At 69.9% G+C, this 23,198-nt stretch carries 21 protein-coding genes and 1 other RNA gene; 8 read left to right on the top strand and 14 right to left on the bottom strand.

What is annotated here, in order from left to right:
- Nucleotides 1–97 precede the first annotated feature (97 nt).
- Nucleotides 98–466: a hypothetical protein gene (locus tag QQK83_RS06795; protein WP_284262878.1), complete on the top strand. Its 369-nt coding sequence runs from the start codon at nucleotides 98–100 to the stop codon at nucleotides 464–466.
- 43 nt (nucleotides 467–509) lie between these two features.
- On the opposite strand, the gene ffs is transcribed toward QQK83_RS06795, so the two are convergent.
- Nucleotides 510–608, bottom strand: an RNA gene (gene ffs, locus QQK83_RS06790) — signal recognition particle sRNA small type.
- Between the two features lie 297 nt (nucleotides 609–905).
- On the opposite strand from ffs, the gene QQK83_RS06785 reads away from it, so the two are divergent.
- Nucleotides 906–2,006: a TauD/TfdA family dioxygenase gene (locus QQK83_RS06785; protein WP_284262876.1), complete on the top strand. Its 1,101-nt coding sequence runs from the start codon at nucleotides 906–908 to the stop codon at nucleotides 2,004–2,006.
- Between the two features lie 22 nt (nucleotides 2,007–2,028).
- Here the strand turns inward: QQK83_RS06785 and QQK83_RS06780 are convergent, their stop codons facing one another.
- The 4 genes from QQK83_RS06780 to QQK83_RS06765 form a co-directional block, all read right to left on the bottom strand.
- Entirely contained in the window at nucleotides 2,029–2,796 is a 768-nt protein-coding gene (locus QQK83_RS06780) for an ABC transporter permease (RefSeq protein ID WP_284262874.1), read from the bottom strand.
- Nucleotides 2,793–3,653 carry an ABC transporter ATP-binding protein gene (locus tag QQK83_RS06775; RefSeq protein WP_284262872.1) on the bottom strand — a complete coding sequence of 287 codons (861 nt, stop codon included), beginning with the start codon at nucleotides 3,651–3,653 and terminating at the stop codon, nucleotides 2,793–2,795. The genes QQK83_RS06780 and QQK83_RS06775 overlap by 4 nt, the downstream gene beginning before the upstream one ends.
- A gap of 186 nt (nucleotides 3,654–3,839) precedes the next feature.
- Entirely contained in the window at nucleotides 3,840–4,853 is a 1,014-nt protein-coding gene (locus QQK83_RS06770; protein ID WP_417750340.1) for an ABC transporter substrate-binding protein, read from the bottom strand.
- Between the two features lie 168 nt (nucleotides 4,854–5,021).
- Nucleotides 5,022–6,905, bottom strand: a complete 1,884-nt coding sequence (locus QQK83_RS06765) for a bifunctional 2',3'-cyclic-nucleotide 2'-phosphodiesterase/3'-nucleotidase (RefSeq protein ID WP_284262870.1) — start codon at nucleotides 6,903–6,905, stop codon at nucleotides 5,022–5,024.
- Nucleotides 6,906–7,055: 150 nt separating this feature from the next.
- Between QQK83_RS06765 and nudC the strand changes: the two genes are divergently transcribed.
- The 3 genes from nudC to QQK83_RS06750 all read left to right on the top strand — a co-directional run bounded on the left by nudC (nucleotide 7,056) and on the right by QQK83_RS06750 (nucleotide 9,478).
- Nucleotides 7,056–8,033 carry an NAD(+) diphosphatase gene (nudC, locus tag QQK83_RS06760; protein ID WP_284262867.1) on the top strand — a complete coding sequence of 326 codons (978 nt, stop codon included), beginning with the start codon at nucleotides 7,056–7,058 and terminating at the stop codon, nucleotides 8,031–8,033.
- 144 nt (nucleotides 8,034–8,177) lie between these two features.
- Nucleotides 8,178–8,900 carry a sulfotransferase family 2 domain-containing protein gene (locus QQK83_RS06755; RefSeq protein WP_284262865.1) on the top strand — a complete coding sequence of 241 codons (723 nt, stop codon included), beginning with the start codon at nucleotides 8,178–8,180 and terminating at the stop codon, nucleotides 8,898–8,900.
- Between the two features lie 104 nt (nucleotides 8,901–9,004).
- Nucleotides 9,005–9,478: an SRPBCC family protein gene (locus QQK83_RS06750; RefSeq protein ID WP_284262862.1), complete on the top strand. Its 474-nt coding sequence runs from the start codon at nucleotides 9,005–9,007 to the stop codon at nucleotides 9,476–9,478.
- Nucleotides 9,479–9,483: 5 nt separating this feature from the next.
- On the opposite strand, the gene QQK83_RS06745 is transcribed toward QQK83_RS06750, so the two are convergent.
- The 3 genes from QQK83_RS06745 to QQK83_RS06735 are packed head-to-tail and all read right to left on the bottom strand — an operon-like array spanning nucleotide 9,484 to nucleotide 13,293.
- Entirely contained in the window at nucleotides 9,484–10,404 is a 921-nt protein-coding gene (locus tag QQK83_RS06745) for a DMT family transporter (RefSeq protein WP_284262860.1), read from the bottom strand.
- Nucleotides 10,405–10,456: 52 nt separating this feature from the next.
- The gene (gene cueR, locus QQK83_RS06740) at nucleotides 10,457–10,855 is read right to left on the bottom strand and encodes a Cu(I)-responsive transcriptional regulator (RefSeq protein ID WP_284262858.1); all 399 of its coding nucleotides are present in this window, start codon (nucleotides 10,853–10,855) and stop codon (nucleotides 10,457–10,459) included.
- On the bottom strand, nucleotides 10,852–13,293 hold the full coding sequence (locus QQK83_RS06735) for a heavy metal translocating P-type ATPase (protein ID WP_284262856.1): 2,442 nt from the start codon (nucleotides 13,291–13,293) through the stop codon (nucleotides 10,852–10,854). The genes cueR and QQK83_RS06735 overlap by 4 nt, the downstream gene beginning before the upstream one ends.
- A 148-nt stretch (nucleotides 13,294–13,441) precedes the next feature.
- Between QQK83_RS06735 and QQK83_RS06730 the strand changes: the two genes are divergently transcribed.
- Complete coding sequence (locus QQK83_RS06730; RefSeq protein WP_284262853.1) at nucleotides 13,442–14,257, top strand: Stf0 family sulfotransferase; 816 nt, start codon at nucleotides 13,442–13,444, stop codon at nucleotides 14,255–14,257.
- 20 nt (nucleotides 14,258–14,277) lie between these two features.
- Here the strand turns inward: QQK83_RS06730 and QQK83_RS06725 are convergent, their stop codons facing one another.
- The 6 genes from QQK83_RS06725 to hemC all read right to left on the bottom strand — a co-directional run bounded on the left by QQK83_RS06725 (nucleotide 14,278) and on the right by hemC (nucleotide 21,327).
- On the bottom strand, nucleotides 14,278–16,830 hold the full coding sequence (locus tag QQK83_RS06725) for a glycosyltransferase (protein WP_284262851.1): 2,553 nt from the start codon (nucleotides 16,828–16,830) through the stop codon (nucleotides 14,278–14,280).
- A 58-nt stretch (nucleotides 16,831–16,888) separates the two neighbouring features.
- Entirely contained in the window at nucleotides 16,889–17,758 is an 870-nt protein-coding gene (gene rfbA / locus QQK83_RS06720; RefSeq protein ID WP_284262849.1) for a glucose-1-phosphate thymidylyltransferase RfbA, read from the bottom strand.
- Nucleotides 17,755–18,615, bottom strand: coding sequence for a dTDP-4-dehydrorhamnose reductase (rfbD, locus tag QQK83_RS06715; RefSeq protein WP_284262847.1), 861 nt, complete (start codon nucleotides 18,613–18,615; stop codon nucleotides 17,755–17,757). The genes rfbA and rfbD overlap by 4 nt, the downstream gene beginning before the upstream one ends.
- Nucleotides 18,616–18,618: 3 nt before the next feature.
- Nucleotides 18,619–19,659 (bottom strand): dTDP-glucose 4,6-dehydratase, encoded by a 1,041-nt coding sequence (gene rfbB / locus QQK83_RS06710; RefSeq protein WP_284262845.1) that lies wholly within the window; start codon nucleotides 19,657–19,659, stop codon nucleotides 18,619–18,621.
- On the bottom strand, nucleotides 19,656–20,240 hold the full coding sequence (gene rfbC / locus QQK83_RS06705; RefSeq protein WP_284262843.1) for a dTDP-4-dehydrorhamnose 3,5-epimerase: 585 nt from the start codon (nucleotides 20,238–20,240) through the stop codon (nucleotides 19,656–19,658). The genes rfbB and rfbC overlap by 4 nt, the downstream gene beginning before the upstream one ends.
- Before the next feature lie 124 nt (nucleotides 20,241–20,364).
- Nucleotides 20,365–21,327: a hydroxymethylbilane synthase gene (gene hemC, locus QQK83_RS06700; protein ID WP_284262841.1), complete on the bottom strand. Its 963-nt coding sequence runs from the start codon at nucleotides 21,325–21,327 to the stop codon at nucleotides 20,365–20,367.
- 105 nt (nucleotides 21,328–21,432) lie between these two features.
- On the opposite strand from hemC, the gene hemE reads away from it, so the two are divergent.
- The gene (gene hemE / locus QQK83_RS06695) at nucleotides 21,433–22,479 is read left to right on the top strand and encodes a uroporphyrinogen decarboxylase (RefSeq protein ID WP_284262839.1); all 1,047 of its coding nucleotides are present in this window, start codon (nucleotides 21,433–21,435) and stop codon (nucleotides 22,477–22,479) included.
- A 142-nt stretch (nucleotides 22,480–22,621) separates the two neighbouring features.
- Nucleotides 22,622–23,198 (top strand): FAD-dependent oxidoreductase (locus QQK83_RS06690; protein WP_284262836.1); only part of this gene is annotated, 577 nt, incomplete at its 3' end.

Raw genomic sequence — 23,198 nt, 5'->3', positions numbered from 1 at the left:
GGATGCGTGCGTGCAAGACCCTAGTGAAGCCGCGCGCCAAGGTCCATGGTGAAGCGGCGGCGGCGTGCTAGGTTTGCCGCAAAGGGACGGAGGAGCGATGTCCGAACACCAACCACCCGCCGCGTTGCTGATGGCGATGACCGGGATCTTCTGGGCCGTCGCCGCGGCGTCGCTGCTGTTCTGGCTGGGCGGGTTGCTCTGGCCCGGCGGCCTGTCCGGGCTGATGGCGGCCCTTGGTCCGGGGGCCATCGCCACGCTGGTCACGCTGCATATCCCGGCCGCGATCATCGGCATCCTGCTGTGGCAATGGACGCGAGCCGGGCTGTCGCCGCGCCGCCGCGTGTTGCTCGAGGCGGCGACGGCCTATTTCATCCTGTCGGTGATCCTGGGGATTTTCCTCAATTACCTGCTCGTCTCGGCGATGGGGGACGTGATCAGCCCGGTCATCGACAGCGCGACAGGCTGAGGGCCAAACGCGAAACGCACCGCCGGGGCGGTGCGCTTTGCAAGGGTGAGAGGCTGGACAACGACCCAAGCGGGGCTCGTTACGGCTGCTTCCTTCCGGACCTGACCGGGTTGGCGAGGCGCCTGCCCGCGCCAACCCCTCGGGATGGGAGATAGGGAATCGCGGGCAGAGTCGCAACCCCCGTGCAATTCCGCTTTGGTGCAGGCCGCAGCATGCTAGTCTCGCCGCTGTTCCGAAAGGCCCCCGATGAGTCGCACCCCGACATGTCCCGCCGCACCGGCCCGGCCTCCTGCGGGAGGCGTCGGGCGCGCGCGGCGTTTGCGGCGGCCCTGCACGCAGCGGCCCACGGGCCTGCCCTATGGCAAGACGCAACAATGGTGGCCGCCGCCGCTCGGCGCGTGATCCTGACCGACCACGACACCACCAAAGGACATCGAACATGACTTCGACTTTCGAGATCGCGCTTGGGCGCGATACCGTCGGGCTGCGCTGGCCGGATGGCACGGCCCGCGACTTCCCCCTGATCTGGCTGCGCGACAATGACCCCGCCGGCCTGCATCCCGACACGCAGGAGCGGGTGACCGACCTTCTGTCCATCGACCCCGAGCCGCAGGCGACCGCGGCCGAGCTTGGCGAGGGCGGGCTGGTCCTGCACTGGGCGGATGGCGGCGAAAGCCGCATTGCGCTCGACTGGCTGGAACGGCACGGGCCGGGCACCCCGGTGGCGGACCCTGCCGAGCTGCCGCATGTCACCTGGCGCGCCGGGTTCACCGTGCCCCGCCACCACGGCGCGCGCATTGCCGCGGATGACACCGCGCTGCTGGACTGGCTGCGCGACACGGTCGCCTGCGGGCTGACCATTGTCGAAGGCGTGGCGAAGGAACCGGGCGCGGGGCTGGCGCTGGCCGAGCGGATCGGGTTTCTCCGGCAGACGAATTTCGGCACCGCCTTCGAGGTGATCAGCAAGCCCAACCCCAACAACCTCGCCTACACGGCGCTGGCACTTCCGCTGCACACCGACCTCGCCAACCAGGAGCTGCCGCCGGGCTACCAGTTCTTGCATTGCATCGCCAACGAGGCCGCGGGCGGCGGATCGGTCTTTGCCGATGGCGTGGCGATGGCAGAGGCGCTGCGCGCCGAAGACCCCGAGGCCTTCGACCTGCTGGCGCGGGTGCCGATCCCCTTCCGCTTCCATGACGGCGAGGTCGACATCCGCATCCACCGCCCGGTCATCAACCTGACCCATGACGGCGAGGTCCACGAGATCAAGTGGAACGCGCATCTGGCCGGCGTCTTCGACATGGAGGCCGCGGTGATGCCCGCCTATTACCGCGCCTATCGCGCCTTCATGGCACTGACGCGCGATCCGGCGTTCCAGGTGCGGCTGAAGCTGCAAGCGGGCGAGATGGTCGTCTTCGACAACCGCCGCGTGCTGCACGGGCGCGAGGCCTTCGACCCCGCGACCGGGCATCGCCACCTGCAGGGTTGCTACGTCGACCGCGGCGAGGTGTTGAGCCGCATCCGCGTTCTGTCGCGCTGAGACATCGGTCGTCCGGCTGGTGTCAGCCGGGCGACCGTTCCGCCCAACCGGCGAAGATGCGCTCGAGGAAGACCACCACGTAGAACAGCAGGATGCCGAGTGCCGCCAGCGCGAAGAGGACGGCGAACATCAGCGGGTAATCCGCGCTGATCCGCCCGCTGTCGAACAGGTCACCAAGGCCGCGGCCATGGGGGCTGACGATCTCCATCAGGTTGGTCCCGATGAAAGCGAGGGTGACCGCGACTTTCAGCGCGCCGAAGAACTCCGGCAGGGTCTTGGGCAGGGCGATCTTCCAGAAAATCGTGAAATTCGAAGCGCCTAGCGACCGCAGGATGTCGCGGTATTCCGGTTCCAAGGTCGACAAACCGATGGAGACGGAGACGGCGATGGGGAAGAAGCTGATCATGAAGGCGATCAGCACGGTGTTGAAGTCATGCTGGCCCACGAACATCAGCGCCACGATGGGCACGACGGTGGCCTTGGGGATGGCGTTGAAGCCGACGAGGATCGGGTAGAGCCCCTCGCGCGCGAATTGCGAGAAGCCCATCACCATGCCGATCAGCGTGCCGACCACCACGGCCAACCCGAGGCCCACCACCGTGCGCCAGAGGGTTTCCCAGGATTTCACCAGGAACAGGTCCCAGAACTGCACGTAGCGCGGGATCAGGTCCGAGGGGCTGGCCATGCGGAAATCGGGGAGGTCGTTATACCAGACCGCCCATTCCCAGAAGCCGAGGATCGCCACGATGAAGAGCGTGGGCGCGAGGATCTTGCGGGCCGTGTCGTTCATTGCATCGCCCCCGGAATGGGTTGGCTACGGGCCGGTTTCGGTGGCGGCGGCGGCGCGTCCTCGTCCGTCGTCCGGCCCTGCGCGACCTGGATCTGGTGGCGGAGGGTGGCCAGCATCTCGACCGCCTTGGGCGCGTAGAGATCGTCGAGCGTGCGCTTGCCGGGGATGTCCACGTCGAGCACGTATTGCGCATGGGCGGGGCGCCCGGACATGACCACGACCTGATCGGCGAGGAAGACGGATTCCCTTAGATCATGGGTAATTAGCAGGCATGTGAAGGGCTCCTGCGCGCGCAGGTCATGCATGGTGCACCACAGGTCTTCACGGGTGAATGCGTCGAGCGCGCCGAAGGGCTCATCAAGGATCAGCACGTCGGGCTTGTGGATGATCGAGCGACACAGGCTCGCGCGCTGGCGCATCCCGCCGGACAGTTCGGAGGGGCGTTTCTCGGCGAAGCCGGTCAGGCCGACGAGGTCGAGCAGGTGATGCGCGCGCTCGACGGCCTCGGCCTTGGACATGGGGGATTTGACGATCTCGAGCGGCAGCAGGATGTTCTGCAGGATCGTGCGCCATTCCAGCAGAACGGGGTTCTGGAAGGCCATGCCCACCGTCGGGCGCGGCGAGGTCACGAGTTTGTTGTGCAGCCAGACCTGCCCCTCGTTCGGCTTCATCAGGCCCGACACCAGCCGCGTCAGCGTGGACTTGCCGCAGCCCGAAGGGCCGACCACGGCGCAGAAGCTGTTTTCGGGGATCTTGATCGAGAGGTTGTCCAGCACCGGAAGCGGACCCGCCTTGGTCTTGTAGGCGTGGGTCACCTCGCGCAGTTCGATCATGTAATGGGAGGGGTCAGTCTGCATCCGGGGGGGCTTTCGAGTGGTAAACGGCGCGTCAACACATGTGGGATTTGTGCAAGGCCATGGTTAACGGGCTGGGCGGTCAGGGCAAGTCACAGCGCGTGCACACCCCGTACACACCGCGTGCATACGCGGGTCCGGCGGGCCTGCCGGGTGACAGGCCCGCCGGGATCACGTGGGCTGCCGCGCTCAGGGCGCGATCATCAGCACCTCGGCCTCGGGCAGGTAGGCGTCGGTGAAGTAGAGCGACGCGTCGACCTCGCCCTGGAACTCGTAGGTGAGCTGCATCTGCTCGAGCGCCAGCGCCATGCGGTCGGCGTCGATGTTGCCCATGCCGTTCTCGATCACGTAGTCGGTCAGGATGTTGGCATCGAGCGCCAGCTGGAGACGGCGGGTTTCCAGCTCGACGTCGCCGGCGGGGTTGCGGTCGATCACCGCGGCAGCGCCTGCGGCGGGATCGGCGATGGCGTCGGCGACACCGCGGGCGATGGCGCGCAGCGCGCCGGTCACGAGCTCGGGGTTGGCTTCGGCGAAGTCGGTGTTGACGATCACCGCGTTGCCGTAGAGCGCGACGCCGTGATCGGAGAACATGATCGTGGTGATGTCATCCTCGGGCACGCCCAGCCGCGCGAGCGACAGGTAGGAGGAGAAGTTGAAGCCGGTCACGCTGTCCACGTTGCCCTCGGCCAGCATCGGCTCGCGGGTGGGGAAGCCGACGGGTTCCACGGTGATGGTCGACACGTCGATGTCGTTCACCGCGGCGAGGATCGGGAACTGCGCCCATGCGCCATCGGGCGGCGGCGCGCCGAGGATGGACCCCTCGAGGTCCTCGATGCCGGAAATGCCCTGGCTGACGCGGCCCACGATCGAGAAGGGCGGGCTGTCATAGACCATCATCACGGCGGTGACGGGCGCGCCGGGGTTCTGGTCGAGGAAGCGCACGAGGCTGTTGATGTCGGCGAAGCCCAGCGGGAAGGCGCCCGAGGCGACCTTGGGGATCGCGTCGAGCGAGCCCTGGCCCGCGGCGATCTCGACCGAGAGGCCCTCGGCGGCGAAATGGCCGTTGTCGATGGCGAGGAAATAGGGCGCGGCGGGCCCTTCGAAACGCCAGTCGAGGGCGAAGTTGATCGTGGTGTCCTGCGCGGCGAGCGGGGTCGCGGCGATCAGGGCGGCGGCGAGGGTCGGAATGGCACGGGTGAACAAGCGGTCTCTCCTTCGGCTTGGCAGCACATTCGCCTTGAGGCTGCGCCACATCATCGGCGCGCCCGTCCGAGGTCAACAGAGCGTTGCCCCCGCATCGGCGCGGCTTGGGGCAGACTGCGCGATTGTCGCAGCACGCGCCAGTTTTTTGTGCAGACCGCCCGAAAGCGGCTAGATGTGCAGCAGATAGCGCATGAAGCCCGCGGGGGATTTCCCCTTTTGGGAGAGCCCGAGCGCCTGCGCGCGCGCATCATGGCGCAGGGCGCCGGGGCCGGTCTCGAAGATCACGGGGGTGCCGCCGAGCGGGGTGAAGGACCAGCCGGGCGGGACGGAGGGCGCAAGCGGCGCGGGGCTGGCGGCGATATGGGCGACGAGCCGGTCACGGACGGGATCGGCTGCCTCATGGATCAGCTCGCAGGTGGCGGCGGCGGCGTGATGCCCGCCCCCCGCGGCGCGGTAGGTGTTGGTGACGACGAGGACGCTGTCGCTCTCGGCCACCGGCCTGCCGTCGCGGTGGCGCAGGTTGCGGATGCGTCCGGGGCCGTCATGGAGGATGTCGCCTTCGGCGTTGGTGCGCGCGGCCGCGCTGACGTCGATCTCGTAGAGCAGCCCGTCCATGCGGTCGAAATTGTAGCTGGCGAAGGCGTGGTCGATCAGCGGTTGCGGCCCCGGCGCGCCGGGCTCGATCCGGTGGAAGGCGGATGCGCTGCGCTCGAGCCAGTCGCGGAGCTGTGCGCCGGTGGCGCGCAGCAGGGCAAGGCCGTTGGTGTAGCCATACAGGTCGGCCGCGTGGCGCAAGAGCAGCGGGCCGGCCGGAACATCCGTGTAGGCCGAGGGCCCGCCGCGGCCGCCGGCCTTGAAGGGCGTCGTGGCCGACAGCAGCGGCAGGGCGGCCAGCGCCGGATCGGCGGCGATGACCGGCTGCACGGCGGCGCGCTGCGCGTCGGCGATCAGCTGGGTCGCGGCGCAGGGCGCGCGGAGGCTGAAATAGGTCTCGAGCGGGACCGCGCTGCGGCCGATGACGCGGGCGGCATAGCTGCGGGTCATGCGATGGGCGCGCGACAGCTGGTCGCGCAGCGCGCGCGGCTGGCGGGTCTTGGGCGGCGGGGTGCCGGGGGCGGGGGTGGTGCGGCTGGTGGCGGCGGAGACGGTCCAGCGGTCGGAGATGCGGTCGCGCGACAGGACGAGGTCGATCTGGCCGAGATGCGAGCCGTTGCAGCCCGGCTGCACCAGCGCCGCCGCGCCGGGGTCGTGGCGAGCGAGGCCCTCGGGCGGAAAGACGCCGTGGCTGTGTCCGGCGATCACGGCATCGACCCCGGCGATGCGGGCGATGGCGCGGGCGGCGTTCTCGGCATCGGGCGGTGCGTCGGGCTGGCCGAGGCCGCTGTGGGCCATGACGATGACAAGATCCGCGCCCGCGGCGCGCAGGCTGGCGGTGGCGCGGGCGGCGGCGGGGAGCATGGGCGCGACCTCGATCCGCCCGGCGAGATGGGCGTGGCCCCATTGCGCCAGCTGCGGCGGCACGACGCCGGTGAGGCCGATGCGCAGGCTGTGCGCGCGGCCGGCGCGGTCGGTGAGGCTGCGCTCGAGGATGACATGGGGCGGCAGGAAGGGCGCGCCGCCGGACCGGGTCGCGTTGGCGAGCAGGACCGGGAAGCGCGCGTCGGCAAGGGCGCGCTCCAGCGCGGCGAGGCCGAAGTCGAAATCGTGGTTGCCGAGCGTCGCGGCGTCGTAGCCGAGCGCGTTCATCGCGGCGATCATCGGGTGGGCGCTGCCCTCGGGCAGGAGATCCGAGACGGCGGCATCGCCGAGCGGCGCGCCCTGCAGCGTGTCGCCATTGTCCAGCAGGAGCGTGTTGGGGCAGTCGGCTCGGGCCTGCGCGATCAGGTCGGCAAGGCCGGCAAGGCCGACGCCATCGTCGCGGCGGTCGGTGAAGTAGTTGAACGGGCACAGGTGGGCGTGCAGGTCGGAACTGGCCAGAAGGCGCAGGTCGAGCAGCGCCGCGCGCCCGTCGCGGTCGGCCGGAAGTCCCTGCAGTGTCCGCGTGACGACCATTGCGTGTCAAACCTTTCCAGTCACAACTATTCGAGGTGGCCGGGCCACCACAAACCGCATCGCGGGCAAGCCCATGGATTTCGGGATGGATTGCGCCCACTGTGGCCGACGCGCCATACCCATGGCGAGGGAGCGGTGAAAGGATAGGCGATGCGACATGCGTTCGGGGTGACATTCGGCGGTTCGGACCTGGACCGCTCGGCGGCAGAGCGGCGCGACGCGGCGGCGCTGGCGGGGGAACTGGCGGCGGGGGCGGGCATCCTGCCGGTCTGGCGGGGCAAGCCGCTGGTGGCGGGCGACCCGGCCGAGGGGGGCTGCCGGCTGGCGCTGGTGCCCGCGGGGCACGGGGTGCTGACGGCGGCGGAGGAAGAACCGCTGTTTCTTGGCCGGATCGAGGGCGCGGCGATCTTTGCGCAGGACATCTCGGGCTGGGAGCCGCAGGAGCCGGTGGACGAGGCGCAGATCGGCGCGTTTCTCGACCCCACGGTGCAGCGCCATCCCGAGGCCGGAGACGGCACCGCCTTTCGTGAGCTGCGCGCGGTGATGACGCAGCTGTCGGCGCGCGACGCGGAGCTGGCGGCGACGGCGCGGGCGCTGCTGAACTGGCACCGGAGCCACGGGTTCTGCGCGCGCTGCGGCGCGCCCACCGAGATCGCGGAAGCCGGGTGGCAACGGCGCTGCGGCGCCTGCGGCGCGCATCATTTCCCGCGCACCGACCCGGTGGTCATCATGCTGATCACCCGCGGCGAGCGGGTGCTTCTGGGCCGCTCGCCCGGCTGGCCCGAGGGGATGTTCTCGTTGCTGGCGGGCTTCGTCGAGCCGGGCGAGACCATCGAGGCCGCGGTGCGCCGCGAGGTGCTGGAGGAGACGGGCGTCAGGGTGGGCGCGGTCGACTACCTGGCGGCTCAGCCCTGGCCGTTTCCGGCCTCGTTGATGATGGGCTGCCGGGGCGAGGCGGTGAGCGACGAGATCGAGATCGACCCCGAGGAGATCGAGGCCGCGCGCTGGGTGAGCCGCTCGGAGATGCTGACGGTCTTTGCCGGCACCCACCCCGAGATCCGGCCCGCGCGCCGCGGCGCGATCGCGCATTTCCTGCTCGAGGCCTGGCTGGCGGACCGGCTGGATTGACGCAGCGGGCCGCCCCTGCCGCCCACCGCCACAGCTGCCACAGCTGCGCCCGGCGCGGCACCTGCCCTGTTGTCGGGTGCGGCGCTTGTCTGCTAGAGTGATGGAAAACAAGAGATATCAGGCGTATCGAGTAGGGGTCAGGTCATGCCATACATCATGCCCGCGCAGCGGATGGCGTTCTTTTTCTCACCCAAGGCCGGGGGAACGTCGCTGAGGGCCTTCCTCTTCCATGTCGAGAACGGCTTTCCATTCCGCAACTACTCGGTGCAGGGGCAGCCGGTCGATGCGAACAAGCTGACGGCGAATTACCGGTTCAACCGGGTGGATCACGCCGCCATCGAGGGCTACCGGACGTTCGCCTTGCTGCGCGACCCGGTCCGGCGGTTCCTGTCGGGCTATTCCAACCGGGTGCTGCATTACCGCGAGCTGTCGATCGAGGCGGCCGGGCGCGAGTTGTTGCAGCAGGGGCTGCCGCCGGACCCGGATATCTCGACCTTTGTCGAGAATTACATCGGCTACCTGCAATGCTCGAAGCCCATGGCGCGGCATTTCCTGAAGCAGCAGGCCTTCGTCGGGACGGATGCGGGGTTCTACGAGCGGATCTTCCGGCTGGAAGAGGTCGACGAGCTGGCGGATTTCGTGAACGCGGCCTGCGGCGCGCAGGCCCGGATGCCGCGGCTGCAGACCGGTGGGGCGAAGCTTGATTTCTTCGCACTGGACGAGGATGTACAGCTGGAAATCCTCGAGATCTGCCGGACCGATGTCGCCTTCCAGCTGTTCCCGGATTACTGGGAGCCCTATGCGCATCTGGTCGAGGGCGAAACGGTCGGCGCGGACGCGCTGTGGCAGTCGGTGACGGTCGGTTGACGGTGGGCTGACTGTGGGCTGACGCCGGTTGACCGGGCGTCGGGATCGCGGGATGACGCGGGATGTTGCGGGCGGCGTAACGGGTGTCTGGGTAAGGGTGCAGGATGAAATTCAAGGTTTCCGAGGATGTGGACGCGCCGCAGGATCTGGTGTGGCGGCAATTCACGGATTTCTCCGGGTTCGAGGACGAGGCGCGCGGACGCGGCGCGCGGGTGACACGGGTCGGCAACTGGACGCAGGCGGCCGAGGGTGTCGAGTGGCGCGGCGAGGTCACCGTGAGGGGCAAGGCGCGGGCCATCGCCTCGCGGGTGACGCAGATGATTCCCGACGAGCTGTGCGTGATCGAAAGCCGCATCGGCGGGATGGAATGCCGCCACGAGATGCAGTTCATCCCCCTGTCGGCCGAGGTGACGCGGGTCGCGCTGGTGCTGGAGCTGTCGGCCAACACGCTGACCGCGCGGCTGTTGCTGCAGACCATGAAGCTGGCGCGCGGCAAGGTGTTGCAGCGGCTTCAGGGCATGATCGCGCGGCAGGGCAACGCGGTCGAGGCGGCCTATCGGCGGAGCCAGCGGAGTTAGGCCTGTTACGGCTGGCTCGGGCCCGCCTTGCGCTGGCGCGCGCGTTCGATCCCCAACTGGCGCTCGCGCCAGATGATGAGGATACCGGCGGTCACGACCATGGCGCCCCCCGCGAGGGTGGCCGCGCCCGGCACCTCGCCGAAAACGGTGTAGCCCACCGCGATGGACAGGATCATCGAGGCGTATTCGAAGGGCGCGATCAGCGAGGCGTCGGCGTGGCGGTAGCTGGAGGTGAGCAGGATCTGCCCCACCCCGCCCAGAAGCCCCGCGCAGATCAGCAGCGCCAGCACCTGCGGTTCGGGAAGGGTCCAGCCCCAGGGCAGGGTCAGGAGCGACAGGACCGTCGCGGTGATCGAGAAGTAGAAGACGATGGCCGAGACCGTCTCGGTCTGGACCAGTTTGCGCACGAAGACCTGCGCCAGCGCGGCGCAGACCGCCGAGAGCAGGACGAGGACCGCGCCCAGCGTCTCGCGCGTGTCGGCGGCAGCGGGGTCGAGTTGCAGCCGGGGGCTGAGGACGACGAGCACGCCGGCCATGCCGAGCGCCACCATCGACAGGCGGAAGAGGCGCACCTGTTCGCCGAGGAACATGGCCGCGAAGATCACCACGAGGATCGGCGCGGCATAGCCGATGGCGGTGACCTCGGGCAGCGGCAGGAGGCCGAGGCCGGCGAAGCCGAGGCCCATGGCGGAGGTGCCGACCAGCCCGCGCCAGACGTGGCCCATGGGGTTTCGCGTGGTCAGCCCGGTGTGCAGCTCGCCTCGCATCGCCAGCCAGACGCCGATGACGGGGATGGCGAAGAGCGAGCGGAAGAACACCGCCTGACCGGGGGGGATGCTGTCGGAAGTGGCCTTGATGATCGAGGCCATGGCCACGAAGACGCAGACCGACAGGATCTTGAGGGTGATGCCGCGAAGCGGGGACATGGCGCACCGGGTGGGGGATGTGGGGCGACCCTACGCCCGGTGCGGGCGGGGTTCAATCGGTCTCGACCGGGGCGGCGAGGCCCGTGAGGATCGGGCAGTCGGGGCGGTGATCGCCCGCGCAGGCGTGGACGAGATCGGCCAGCGTTCGGCGCATCTCGGAGAGTTCCCGCATCTTGGCGTCGATCTCGGCCAGGTGGGTTTCGGCGAGCGCCTTGACGTCGGCGCTGGCGCGGTCGCGGTCCTCGTAGAGGGCGAGCAGGGTGCGGCATTGCTCGATGGAGAAGCCGAGGCCGCGGGCGCGGGCGATGAAGGCGAGCTTGTGGAGGTGGGCCGCGGTGAAGCGGCGGTAGCCGTTGGCGCTGCGGTCGGGCGCGATCAGGCCGATATCCTCGTAATAGCGGATGGTCTTGGCGGGCAGGCCCGCGGCCTGGGCGACATCTCCGATGTTCATGCGGCCTCCATCCGGCGCAGTCTGAGGGCGTTGAGGACGACGAGGACGGAGCTTGCCGCCATCGCGCCCGCCGCCAGCATGGGGTTGAGGAAGGGGCCACCGAGCAGGGCCAGAAGGCCCGCGGCGACGGGGATGAGCGCGACGTTGTAGCCGAAGGCCCAGACGAGGTTCTGCGCGATGTTGCGCAGGGTGCGGCGCGAGACCTCCATCGCGGTGGCCACGCCGGTGGGCGCGCCCGAGACAAGCACCACGTCGCCCGCCTCGATCGCCACGTCGGTGCCGGTGCCCAGCGCGATGCCGACATCGGCCTCGGCCAGCACGGCGGCGTCGTTGAGGCCGTCGCCGACGAAGGCGACCTTCAGGCCCTGCTTGCGCCACGCCGCGACCTGTTCGCGCTTGGCGGCGGGGGAAAGGCGGGCGTGGGCTTCGTCGATGCCCAGTTCACGCGCGACGGCGTCGACCGGCCCCTCGGCATCGCCGGAGAGAAGCGCCACGGTCACGCCGCGGGCCTTGAGGGCGGCGACGGCGCGGGCGGCTTCGGGCTTGAGCTTGTCCGAAAGGGCGAGGTGGCCGAGGTAGAGCGCGCCGCGGGCGACATGCACCTCGGTCGCGGGGCCGGGATCGGTGGGGGGGACGGCGACGCCTTCGGCTTCGAGGAAGGCGCGGGAGCCGAGGCGGAGGGTTTCACCCTCGATCATGGCGATGACGCCGCCGCCGGTGACGGCCTCGAAGCTGTCGGTGCGGGCAGGCGTCAGGTCGCGGGCGCGGGCCTCGGAGAGGATGGCGCGGGCGAGCGGATGCTCTGACGCCGCCTCGGCCCCGGCGGCGAGGGTGAGGAGCGTGGCCTCGTCACAGTCGCTGGTGGGGGCGATGGCGGTGACGGAGGGCCGCCCCTCGGTCAGGGTGCCGGTCTTGTCGAAGGCGACGAGGGTGACGCGGGAGAGGTCTTGCAAGGCGTCGCCCTTGCGGAAGAGCACGCCCAGCTCGGCGGCGCGGCCCGTGCCGGCGAGGATCGAGACGGGGGTCGCAAGGCCCATGGCGCAGGGGCAGGCGATGATCAGGACGGAAACGCCGATCACCAGCGCCTTGGCCGGCTCGGGGCCGAAGGCGAGCCACGCGCCCGCAGCGAGCAGCGCGATGACAAGCACCACCGGCACGAAGATCGCGGTCACGCGGTTGATCAGCGATTGCACCGGCAGGCGGGTGGCCTGTGCGTCCTCGACCATGGCGACGATGCGCGCGAGCACGGTGTCGGCCCCCACGGCGGTGGCGCGGTAAAGCAGCGTGCCGGTGCCGTTGACGGTGCCCGCGGAGACGGGGTCGCCCGCGCGCTTGGCGACGGGAAGGGGTTCGCCGGTCAGCATCGCCTCGTCGATGTAGGTCTCACCCTCGACCACCTCGCCGTCGACGGCCACGCGGCCGCCGGGCTTGAGCCGGACAAGGTCGCCGCGGCGCAGGTCGGACAGCGGCACCTCGGTCTCTTGGCCATTCTCGACGCGCAAGGCGGTGTCGGGGCGGAGCGCCATGAGGCCGCGGATCGCGGCACCCGCCTGACCGCGCGCGCGCCCCTCGAGCCAGCGGCCCAGAAGGATCAGGGTGACGATGACGGCGGCGGCCTCGAAATAGACGAAGCGGCCGGTTTCGGGGATCACCTGCGGCGCGAAGGTGACGACGGTGGACCAGATCCAGGCGGCACCCGCGCCGAGGACGACAAGGCTGTTCATCTCGGGCGCGCCTTTCATCAGCGCGGGCACACCGAGGCGGAAGAACACCCGGCCCGGTCCGAAGAGGACGGCGGTGGTCAGCAGGAACTGCACGAGATGCAGGCGGAAGGTGCCGAAGGTTTGCATCTGCCAGTGGTGGAAGGCGGGGACCAGGTGGCCGCCCATCTCCATCACGAAGACCGGAAGGGTCAGCGCCGCGGCCCAGAGAAAGGCGCGGCGGAGCGGGGCTGTTTCATCCTCGGGCGTGTCGGGGTCGCTGTTGGCCGTCTCGGGCGGGTCGAGCGGGGTGACGGGATAGCCCGCGGCCTTCATCGCGGCCTCGACGCGAGCGAGGTCGGCCCCCTCGGCGAGCCGGATATCGGCGCGCTTGAGAGCGAGGTTGACCTGCGCCTCGAGCACCTCGGGCAGGGCGTTGAGCGCGGTTTCGGCGCGCGAGGCGCAGCCGCCGCAGGTCATGTTGGCGACCGCGACGCGAAGCTCGCGGCCTCCGGTGGGCTGCACCGGGTAGCCCGCGCCGCGCATCGCGGCATCCAGCGCCGTGGCGTCGAAGCCGTCGTCGGTGACGACATCCGCGCGGCGCGTGGCAAGGTTCACCTGCGCCGACACGACGCCGGGCACGGCCGCCAGCGCCGCCTCGGCCCGCGCAACGCAGCCGCCGCAGGTGAGGTTGTCCACGGCATAGCGCCGGGTCTTGTGCTGGGTATCGCGCGGCATGCTGCCCTCCGGGTTCGATGGGAGGGACATAGGCCTTCCAGTGACTGGAGGGTCAAGCCCCCGATCCGGGGCCTTTGACTTTTCAAGCTGCGCCGCGTCGTCTATTGCTTTGGCAAGCGGCCGCGGCAGGACCGCGACGGGACAGTACATGCAGTATGCAGACCTCTTTCTTGCGCAGCTCGGCGACACCGGGATGCACCAGCAGGAGATCGAGGCGGTGTTCGACGGCAAGCTTTGCTGGGAGGGCAGCGGCCCTGTGATCCCGCATCCGCTTGTCGTGATCGCCTTCACCAATCGCAGCGGATCGAACCATCTTGCGGAACTCATGCGCTCGACCGGGCGCGTGGCGGGGCTGGGCGAGGCGTTGAATGCCGACACGGTCGCGCGCCGATGCGAGGCCTGGGGCGTCGAGACCTTCCCCGGCTATTTCACCGAGCTGGCCGAGCGGCATCGCGTGCCCTTTGGCGTCAAGGCGTCCTGGGACCAGTTGCTGATGCTCTTGCGCTGCCGCATCCCCGAGATGCACGAGGGCGGATTGCGGGTGGTGCATATCCGCCGGCGTGACGTGGTCGGGCAGGCGATTTCGCGCGAGATCGCGTGGCAGACCGGCAAATGGACCAGCCTGACCCCGGTCGAGACCCAGGTCACCCCGCGGTATGACGCGGACCGGATCACGCGGCAGGTCGCGGCGGTGGTCCGCGAGGATGCACTTTTCCCGATGATCTTCGAAGCCTTCGGCCTTGCGGTCACCGAGGTGACCTACGAGGCGCTGGTCAGCCACCCGGCCGAGACGCTGCGCCATGTGATGCAGGAGATCGGGCAGCCCTGCCCCGATTGGCAGCCTTCGGAGACCCGGCTTGCCAAGCAGGCCGATGCGACGAACGACGCCTTTCGCGCCGCCTACCGCGAGGTTCTGGCGGCGGCCTGCCGCGGCCACGACCGGGACGATCCGGCCGAGGGGTAGCGCCGCCGGTTGCGGGGGCGTTACTCGGCGGCCTCGTCGAGGGCGCGGGGCGAGGGCGTGCCCGGCTCGACCCAGCCGGGGGCGCGGTTGTCGAAGGCCGCGAGGATCGCCGCGGCGTGGTCGGCGTCGGGGTCGAAGGGGATCGCCATGCCGTTGGGCGCGCGCCTCAGCGCCTCGCCCTGGGCGCCGATGTCGAAGCCGTAGACCGGCAGGCCGGTCGCCAGCGCCTCGTGGGTGACGAAGGAGAAGGTCTCGGGCCAGATCGAGGGCACGAGCCACGCCGTCACCCCGTAGCGTTCCGCGAGATCGGCGATATCGGACCGCGCGTAGCTGCCGTGCAGCTTGACCGAGGGCGGCAGGGAAAAGGCGGTGTCGATGTTGCCGATCAGCACCAGCCGCGGGCCGGTGCCGCGCTGCGCGATGCGGTCGGCGAGGGCGGTCAGCACGCCCGCCCCCTTTTGCAGGTTGACGTTGCCCAGCACCGCGACCGTGCCGGCGGCCGAGGCCCCGTGTCCGGGGGCGTGGATGCGCGGGATCCGCTCGATCATCGCGTGGGGCCGGTAGGCGACGCGGCCGTGCAGGCCGGGGTAGGTTTCCAGCAGGTGCCAGCGGCTCGATTCGGAAAACACGGTGATCTCGTCGCAACGCGACAGGAAGCGGCCCCAGGCCGCCTGCCACTCGCGCAGCGAGGCGACGCGGCCCTGCGGCCGGGGGCTGGTGTGGGCGGGGTCGGTGGTGTCGGCCCGCACCGGCCCGCGGTAGCGGCCATCGGCGTTGAGCAGGCAATAGGACGGGCTGACCGGGAAGTAATCATGCAGCCGCGCCTCGACACGGGTGGGCCTGTCGGGGCGGTCTAGCGACAGGAGCGCCTCGGGGAGCGTGACGGGGTCGCGGTCGCCGACGCCGCAGGAATAGACGATGCGCAGCGCCGGAACCGGGTCGAGCATGCGGCGGACATGGTCGAGACTGCCGGTCGTGCCGCTGAGGGTGCCGTGGGGGCCATGCACCTCGAGCTGCCAGCGGTGCGGGCCGCCGACGCGCAGGACGAGGGCATATTGCCCCTGCGCGGTGCGGGCCGCGATCTCGGCGTTCAGGGCGTGGTCGGCGCCGCCGCCCATGGAATGCGCGAGGAAAAGCGGCAGCGCGTCGAGGCTCATCTCGCCCGCGAGCGCCACGGCGAGCGCAAGGCGCGGGCTGCGCAGCGGGTCGCGGCCGATGTAGGATTGCACCTCGAGGTCATAGGTCGGGTAGCGCCGGGCGATGGCGGCGTTGGCCTTGAGCACGAGGGCGGCCTTGGCCTCGCGGCCGAAGCTCTGGCCGCCGCGATGCTCGACGAACAGCGTGGGCAGGCCGACATGGCGCGCGCCCGCGCGGCGGGTTTTCTGGCACCAGTCGACCTCTTCGCCGTAGCCGCGGCCGAAGGCGGTGTCGAGGCGCGGCTCACGCGCGAGCCAGCGGGCGTTCATGGCCATGCAGAAGCCGACGCCGGTCGGTGCGGAGGGCAGGCGCGCAGGCTGCGACAGGGCGCGGGCGACCGCGTCGATCCGGTCGACCATGCCGTCGGGAAGCGGCAGCGACTCGCAGATGGTGGGGACCGAGAAGATCTCGGCGTCGTTCGACATCGGCGTGACCGAGGCGATGGAGGGGTCGCCGTCGAAGGGCGCGAGCAGCCGCGAGGCCCAGCCCTGCGGCAGCATCACGTCGGAGTTCAGCAAGATGACATGGCCCGGCCCCGGACGGGCGCGCGCACCGGCGGCGACGGCCTCGAGCGCGCGGTTGACCGCGCCCACGAAGCCGAGGTTCTCGGGCAGCTCGATCAGGGTGACATGGCTGCGGCGTTCCTCGGCCCAGGTGCGCAAGAAAGGGCGCACTCGGGCATCGGTCGAGGCATCCTCGACCATGACGAGGTGCCAGGGGCAATCGGTATGCGCCTCGAGGCGGCGGAGCATCTCGGGCAGCAGGTCGAAGGCGTTGTGAACCGGAAGGATCACCGTCACCGGCTTGTCCGAGCGCGGAACCGGACGGCCGGTGAAATAGCGCGCATCGAGCGGCAGGGCCACGGCCACGGCCTCGAGCCCGAAGGCGTGCTTGATCCGCGCGCGGGCGGACGGGTCGCGGGTGGCGAGCCAGCGCAGCGCCGCCGGCAGCGCGAACAGCAGGTCGAGCACGAAGGCCCGGCGCAGCCGCCGCAACGCGCGGGGCGTCGGCGGATCGGCGGGATGGGGCACCGGCAGGTCCAGCACCCGGCCGCCGGAGGTGGGGACATGCAGGACAAGCGGGCGCTGCCCCTCGGGGGCCTCGATCTCGAAACCGGACTGCAGCGGCAGGCCGAAGCGCCGGGTCACGTCCGGGCGCGCGATCGTCGGCGTGACGCTGGTCGAGCCTTCGGGCCAGCTCAGGCGCAGCTCGGGTGCGCCGGTCCATCCGACGATGCGGGTGGTGCCGTCGGCGCGCCTGATCTCCTCGATATGGCCCAGCCGCCGGCCGCGGTCGCGCGGCATGGAAAACCCGCCAAGCCGGTCCGCGTGATGCGCGACGTAGCGCAGGTAGAGGGCGTAAAGGCGATAAAACACCGGCGGCGCAACTCGAACGACAACACTCTGAACACCGGCCCGGCGGGCCGCCCGTGTGTTATATCAGCGACAGAAGATAGCGGCCATAATCGTTTTTGCCAAAGATCGCAGCGCGTTGGGACAGTTCCTCGGCGGTGATCCACCCCTGGTTGAAGGCGATCTCGTCCGGGGAGCCGGTCTGCATGCCCTGCCGTTCCTCGAGCGTGCGGACGAAGTTCCCGGCATCCAGCAGGCTGCCGTGGGTGCCGGTGTCGAGCCAGGCATAGCCGCGGCCCATGCGGCTGACGCGCAGCGCGCCATCCGCAAGGTAGGTCTCCAGAAGCGAGGTGATCTCGAGCTCGCCGCGGGCCGAGGGGCGGACCGTCGCGGCGCGCTCGGGGGCGGTGCCGTCGAGGAAATAGAGGCCGGTGACGGCGAAATTCGAGGGCGGGTGCTCGGGCTTTTCGATGATCGCGTTCACGGACCCGTCCGCGCTGAAATCGACCACGCCGTAGCGCTCGGGATCGGCGACATGATAGCCGAAGACGGTGCCGCCGGTTGCCTGCCCATCGGCCTCGGCCAGGAGCTGCGGCAAGCCGTGGCCGAAGAAGATGTTGTCGCCCAGCACCATCGCCGAGGGCGCACCGTTCAGGAAATCCCGCGCCAGCAGATAGGCCTGCGCCAGCCCGTCGGGGCTGGGCTGGACGATATAGCTCAGGCTCAGGCCCCATTGGCCACCGTCGCCGAGCGTGCGCTGGAACTGCTCCTGGTCCTGCGGGGTGGTGATGATGGCGATCTCGCGGATACCCGCGAGCATCAGCACGGTGATCGGGTAGTAGATCATCGGCTTGTCGTAGATCGGCAGGAGTTGCTTGGAGACGCCCAGCGTCACCGGGTAGAGCCGGGTGCCCGAGCCACCAGCCAGAATGATGCCCTTGCGTTGGGTCACGAGGATTGTCCTTCCGAGGCGAGGGTTTGGAGAATGTCGCCAAGGCCCGCGCGCCAGTCGGGGCGTTCGATGCCGAAGGCCGTGGTCGTGGCGCTGCAATCGAGGCGCGAGTTGAGCGGGCGCCTGGCGGGGGTGGGATAGTCCGAGGTCGGGATGTCGATCACGTCGCAGGACAGGCCCGCCTGCGCGAAGATCTCGCGGGCGAAGCCGGCCCAGGAGGTGTCGGGCGTGCCCGCGAAATGGTAGGTGCCGGATTTCGCCGGGTCGGCGGTCAGCTGGTCGGCCATGGACAGGCAGGCCGCCGCGATGGCGCGGGCGGGCGTCGGCGCGCCGACCTGGTCGGCGACGATGGTCAGGCGCTCACGCTCGGCCCCGAGGCGGAGCATCGTCTTGACGAAGTTCTGCCCATGGGCCGAGACCACCCAGGACGTGCGCAGGATCACATGGGGGCCGCCCGCGGCGCGCACCGCGTTTTCGCCCGCCAGCTTGGAGCGGCCATAGGCGCCAAGCGGCGCGGTTGCGTCGCCCGGCTGCCAAGGTGCCGCGCCGGTGCCCGCGAAGACGTAATCGGTCGAGATATGGACGAAGGGGATGCCCAGGTCGGCACAGGCCCGCGCCATGGCGGCGGGGGCATCGGCGTTGATCGTGGTGGCGAGGTCTTCTTCCGTCTCGGCGCGGTCGACGGCGGTGTGGGCGGCGGCGTTGATGACGGCGCGGGGGCCATGGGCGCGGATCGCGGCGGCGCAGGCGTCAGGGTCGGTCAGGTCGGCGGCGTCACGGCCCAGCGCGGTGACGGGCGCGTGCGCGCGCAGCTCGGTGGCGACCTGCCCGGAGCGGCCGAAGACGAGCACGCTCATGCCTCAGCCCGCCTTGCCGAGGCGCTGGCCCACCCCGTCGCGGGCCTGAAGCGCGCGCCACCAGTCCTCGTTGGCGAGATACCAGTCGACGGTTTTGGCCAGCCCCTCCTCAACCGTGACGGAGGGCTGCCAGCCCAGTTCCGACGTGATCCGGCTTGCGTCGATCGCGTAGCGCAGGTCATGGCCGGGGCGGTCGGTGACGTAGGTGATGAGCCGGTCATGGGGCGCGCTTTCGGGGCGGCGCTCGTCCAGCAGGGCGCAGATGGTGCGGACAAGGTCGATGTTGCGACGCTCGTTGTTGCCGCCGATGTTGTAGCTGCGGCCAAGCGCGCCCTTCTCGCAGACGAGCAGCAGGGCGTCGGCGTGATCTTCGACATACAGCCAGTCGCGCACATTCAGGCCCTGCCCGTAGACCGGGATGGGCTTGCCCGCCAGCGCGTTGAGGATCACGACCGGGATCAGCTTCTCGGGGAAGTGGAAGGGGCCGTAGTTGTTGGAACAATTGGTCAGGACAACCGGCAGGCCATAGGTCTCGTGCCACGCCCGGACAAGGTGATCGGAGGCGGCTTTCGACGCGGAATAGGGGCTGTTGGGGGCGTAGGGCGTGTCTTCGGTGAAGAGACCCGTCTCGCCCAGCGTGCCATAGACCTCGTCGGTCGAGATATGGTGGAAGCGGAAGCTTTCGGGCTTGCCCTGCGCGGTCCAGTGGGCGCGGGCGGCTTCCAATAGCGTGTAGGTGCCGGTGATGTTGGTGTCGATGAAGGTGCCCGGCCCGTCGATGGAGCGGTCCACGTGGCTTTCGGCGGCGAGATGCATGATCGCATCGGGGCGATGCGCCGCAAGGATGCGGTCCATCGCGGCGCGGTCGCAGATATCGGCCTGTTCGAAGGCGTAGAGCGGGCTTTCGGCCACGCTGGCGACATTGTCGAGGCAGGCGGCATAGGTCAGCTTGTCGACATTCACGACCGAGTGCCCGCGCGCCACGGCAAGCCGCACCACGGCGGACCCGATGAAGCCCGCGCCGCCGGTGACCATGAGCTTCATGCGCCCGCCCCCTCGTTCGTCTCGTCAAAGGTGAAGGGGCTGTCGAAGCCCGCGAAACCGCCCGCGGCGGCGTCCTTGTCCGACAGAATCGGCGCGGTGTCGCCCATGCCCCAGTCGATGCCGATGTCGGGGTCGTCGAAACGCAACGCGCCCTCGGTCTCGGGGGCGTAGATGTCGGAACACTTGTAGATGATCTCGGTCTCGGGGGCGCGGGTGACGAAACCATGGGCGAAGCCCGCGGGGATCATCAGCTGGCGGCCGTTCTCAAAGCTCAGCTCGATGCCGAACCAGCGCCCGTAACTCGGCGAACCGCGGCGGATGTCGACGGCCACGTCGAACAGAACCCCGCGCCCGCAGCGCACCAGCTTGGCCTGCGCGCGCGGCGGGGTCTGGAAATGCAACCCGCGCACTGTGCCGGGCTGCGACGAGAGGGAATGGTTGTCCTGCACGAACCCGGTGGTGATGCCATGCTCGGCAAACCTGTCGCTGTTCCAGGTCTCGGCGAAGAAGCCGCGCGCATCGCCGAAGCGGCGCGGCGTGATCACCAGGAGACCGGGAAGACCTGTCTGCTCGATCTGCATCCGCTTCGCCCCATTCAAGCACCTCACCGCCTTGCGGTGACACGCGCGATAGAAAGCACGTCGGGGCCGGGGCGGCAACCGGGCAGCCCCCCGCCCGGCCGATCAGGCCCGGATCACACCCGGATCAGGCCGTGATCCAGTCGAAGAAATCCTCGCCCGCCCGCGCCCGCATCGCGCGCGCCATCTCGGCACCGAGCGCCGCGCCATCCTCGATGGGGGCGCTCTGGTCGTCGGTCAGCACCTCGGAGCCGTCGGGGCGCAGGATCTCGCCGCGCAGGCGCAGCGTGCCGCCGTCCAGTTCCGCCAGCCCCGCGATGGGCGTCTCGCAGGAACCGTCGAGCCCGGCGAGAAAGGCGCGCTCGGCGGCAAGGCGCTGGCCGGTGGGGCCGTGGTGGATCGCCTCGAGCATGGCGGCGGCGCGGGTATCATCCGCGCGACGCTCGATCCCGATGGCGCCCTGCGCCACGGCGGGCAGCATGTCCTCGGGGGCGATGGCGGATTTCACCACCTCGGTCATGCCGAGGCGGCGCAGGCCTGCCATGGCGAGGAAGGTCGCATCGGCGACCCCGTCGCCCAGTTTCTTCATCCGGGTCTGCACGTTGCCGCGGAACTCGACCACGCGCAGGTCGGGGCGGCGTGCGGCCAGCTGCGCCCGGCGGCGCAGGCTGGAGGAGCCGACGACCGCCCCCTCGGGCAGCGCGGCGAGGCTGTCGTGATGCAGCGAGACGAAGGCGTCGCGCACATCCTCGCGCGGGAGGTAGGTGTCGAGCAACAGGCCCGGCGGCTGCAGCACCGGCATGTCCTTCATGGAGTGGACGGCGATGTCAATCTTGCCTGACAGCATGTCCTCCTCGATCTCCTTGGTGAAGAGACCCTTGCCGCCCAGCGTCTTCAACGCGATGTCGGCGTCGATCAGGCTGCGGTCGTCGCCGGTGGTCTTGATCACCACGATCTCGAAGGCCGCTTCGGGCAGGTCGAAGGCGGCCATCAGGCGGCCGCGCGTCTCATGCGCCTGCGCCAGCGCCAGCGGCGAGCCACGGGTGCCGATGCGGAGCGGTTGGGCGGGGGTGGGGAGGTCGATCGTCATGGGGCCTTTCTATACCTGTCAACTTTGCTTGACAATCGCCTTCGGGTTGACAGACTCTGTTGCGCGGACAATTCCTGTCCCGCAAACGACCGAAGGACAATTCCCATGTTTGACGCGCCCCCCACCGGCCGGAAGAAACTGCTGCGTTCCCTCGCCGGGGAGGCGATGGATGTGCCGCCCGTCTGGCTGATGCGGCAGGCGGGGCGCTACCTTCCGGAGTATCGCGCGACGCGCGCGCAGGCGGGGGATTTCCTGTCGCTGTGCTACAATTCCGACCTCGCCGCCGAGGTGACGCTGCAGCCGATCCGGAAATACGGGTTCGACGCGGCGATTCTCTTTGCCGACATCCTGCTGATCCCCGATGCGTTGGGGGCCGACCTGTGGTTCGTCACCGGCGAGGGACCGCGCCTGTCCACCATCACCGGCCCCGAGGGGCTGACCCCGCTGAAGGGCAAGGACGACATCCACGACCACCTCGCGCCCGTCTACGAGACGGTGCGCATCCTGTCGCGCGAGTTGCCCGAGGAGACGACGCTGATCGGCTTTGCCGGGGCGCCCTGGACGGTGGCGACCTACATGATCGCGGGCCGCGGCACGCCCGACCAGGCCCCTGCGCACGCGTTGCGGCAGGGTGACCCGGCCACATTCGACGCGCTGATGGAGCTTCTGACCGCGGCCACGATCGAATACCTGGATTGCCAGGTGCAGGCGGGTGCCGAGGTGGTCAAGATCTTCGACAGCTGGGCGGGATCGCTGAAGGGCGAGGCCTTTGACCGCTACGCGCTGGAGCCTGCGAAGCGGATCACGGCGGAGCTGAAGCGCCGTCACCCCGGCCTGCCGGTCATCGCCTTCCCGCGGGAAGCGGGCGAGAAATACGTGGGCTTCGCCAAAGCCGTCGGCGCGGACGGGCTGGCCATCGACACCTCGGTCGATCCGGCATGGGCGGCCGAACACCTGCAGCCCGACAGCTGCGTGCAGGGCAACCTCGACCCGAAGCACATGATCACCGGCGGGCAGGCGCTGGTGGACGAGACGCGCCGCATCGTCGATGCGCTGAAGGGCGGGCCGCATATCTTCAACCTCGGCCATGGCATCACGCCCGAGGCCGACCCGGAGAACGTTCACCTGCTGCTGGAGACGATCCGCTCCTGACCGGAACGGCGCGCCCGTGGCGGACCGGTCGCCGTCCGTATTTGGAGGAAGATGAAGGGGCCCGGCGCATTTTAGTCGAATTGTCCTTCATCTTTCCAAAAATACGGATCACACCACGGTCGTCATCGAGCCGGAGGTCGGAGTGAGGCGCGCGGATATCATCGTCGTCGGTCGCGGCCTGATGGGCAGCGCCTGTGCGCGGCACCTGGCCGAGGCGGGGTGCCGCGTGATGCTGGTGGGGCCGGACGAGCCCGAAGACCCCGTGGCACATGACGGGCCGTTCGGCAGTTTCCACGATGCGGGGCGGATCACGCGGGGGATCGCCGAAGATCCGGTCTGGGCGCGGCTGTCGACGCGGTCGATGGCGCGGTATCGGGATCTCGAGGCGCGCAGCGGGATCGGCTTCTTCACGCAATGCGGCGCGATGATGGCGGGGCCCACAAAGGGGCCGATGGCGGGGATGATGGCCTCGGTGACGGGCTCGGCCGCGCGGCTGGGGCTGGTGCATGAGCGGCTGGAGGGGGCGGCGCTAGCGGCGCGGGCGCCGATGTTCGCGCTGCCCGCGGGCAGTGTCGCGGTCTTCGATCCCTCGGGCGGCGTGATCGATCCGCGCGCGATGCGCCGGGCCGAGGAGGCGCTGGCCGTCGCCGCCGGGGCCGAGGTGGTGGCGCAGCCCGTGACCGGGCGGGAGGGGGCGCGGCTGACGCTCGCCGACGGCG

The organism is Roseicyclus amphidinii, from assembly GCF_030163755.1.
GTDB classification, from domain to species: domain Bacteria; phylum Pseudomonadota; class Alphaproteobacteria; order Rhodobacterales; family Rhodobacteraceae; genus Roseicyclus; species Roseicyclus amphidinii.
Note: the sequence above shows the minus strand (reverse complement) of the source record. Positions and strands in the feature narration are given on the sequence as shown.

What these genes read in the sequence shown, in the direction of transcription:
- QQK83_RS06795 (WP_284262878.1), top strand. Translation starts at nt 98, where the DNA reads ATGTCCGAACACCAACCACCCGCCGCGTTGCTGATGGCGATGACCGGG.
- QQK83_RS06785 (WP_284262876.1), top strand. Translation starts at nt 906, where the DNA reads ATGACTTCGACTTTCGAGATCGCGCTTGGGCGCGATACCGTCGGGCTG.
- QQK83_RS06780 (WP_284262874.1), bottom strand. Translation starts at nt 2,796, where the DNA reads ATGAACGACACGGCCCGCAAGATCCTCGCGCCCACGCTCTTCATCGTG.
- QQK83_RS06775 (WP_284262872.1), bottom strand. Translation starts at nt 3,653, where the DNA reads ATGCAGACTGACCCCTCCCATTACATGATCGAACTGCGCGAGGTGACC.
- QQK83_RS06765 (WP_284262870.1), bottom strand. Translation starts at nt 6,905, where the DNA reads ATGGTCGTCACGCGGACACTGCAGGGACTTCCGGCCGACCGCGACGGG.
- nudC (WP_284262867.1), top strand. Translation starts at nt 7,056, where the DNA reads ATGCGACATGCGTTCGGGGTGACATTCGGCGGTTCGGACCTGGACCGC.
- QQK83_RS06755 (WP_284262865.1), top strand. Translation starts at nt 8,178, where the DNA reads ATGCCATACATCATGCCCGCGCAGCGGATGGCGTTCTTTTTCTCACCC.
- QQK83_RS06750 (WP_284262862.1), top strand. Translation starts at nt 9,005, where the DNA reads ATGAAATTCAAGGTTTCCGAGGATGTGGACGCGCCGCAGGATCTGGTG.
- QQK83_RS06745 (WP_284262860.1), bottom strand. Translation starts at nt 10,404, where the DNA reads ATGTCCCCGCTTCGCGGCATCACCCTCAAGATCCTGTCGGTCTGCGTC.
- cueR (WP_284262858.1), bottom strand. Translation starts at nt 10,855, where the DNA reads ATGAACATCGGAGATGTCGCCCAGGCCGCGGGCCTGCCCGCCAAGACC.
- QQK83_RS06735 (WP_284262856.1), bottom strand. Translation starts at nt 13,293, where the DNA reads ATGCCGCGCGATACCCAGCACAAGACCCGGCGCTATGCCGTGGACAAC.
- QQK83_RS06730 (WP_284262853.1), top strand. Translation starts at nt 13,442, where the DNA reads ATGCAGTATGCAGACCTCTTTCTTGCGCAGCTCGGCGACACCGGGATG.
- rfbD (WP_284262847.1), bottom strand. Translation starts at nt 18,615, where the DNA reads ATGAGCGTGCTCGTCTTCGGCCGCTCCGGGCAGGTCGCCACCGAGCTG.
- rfbB (WP_284262845.1), bottom strand. Translation starts at nt 19,659, where the DNA reads ATGAAGCTCATGGTCACCGGCGGCGCGGGCTTCATCGGGTCCGCCGTG.
- rfbC (WP_284262843.1), bottom strand. Translation starts at nt 20,240, where the DNA reads ATGCAGATCGAGCAGACAGGTCTTCCCGGTCTCCTGGTGATCACGCCG.
- hemC (WP_284262841.1), bottom strand. Translation starts at nt 21,327, where the DNA reads ATGACGATCGACCTCCCCACCCCCGCCCAACCGCTCCGCATCGGCACC.
- hemE (WP_284262839.1), top strand. Translation starts at nt 21,433, where the DNA reads ATGTTTGACGCGCCCCCCACCGGCCGGAAGAAACTGCTGCGTTCCCTC.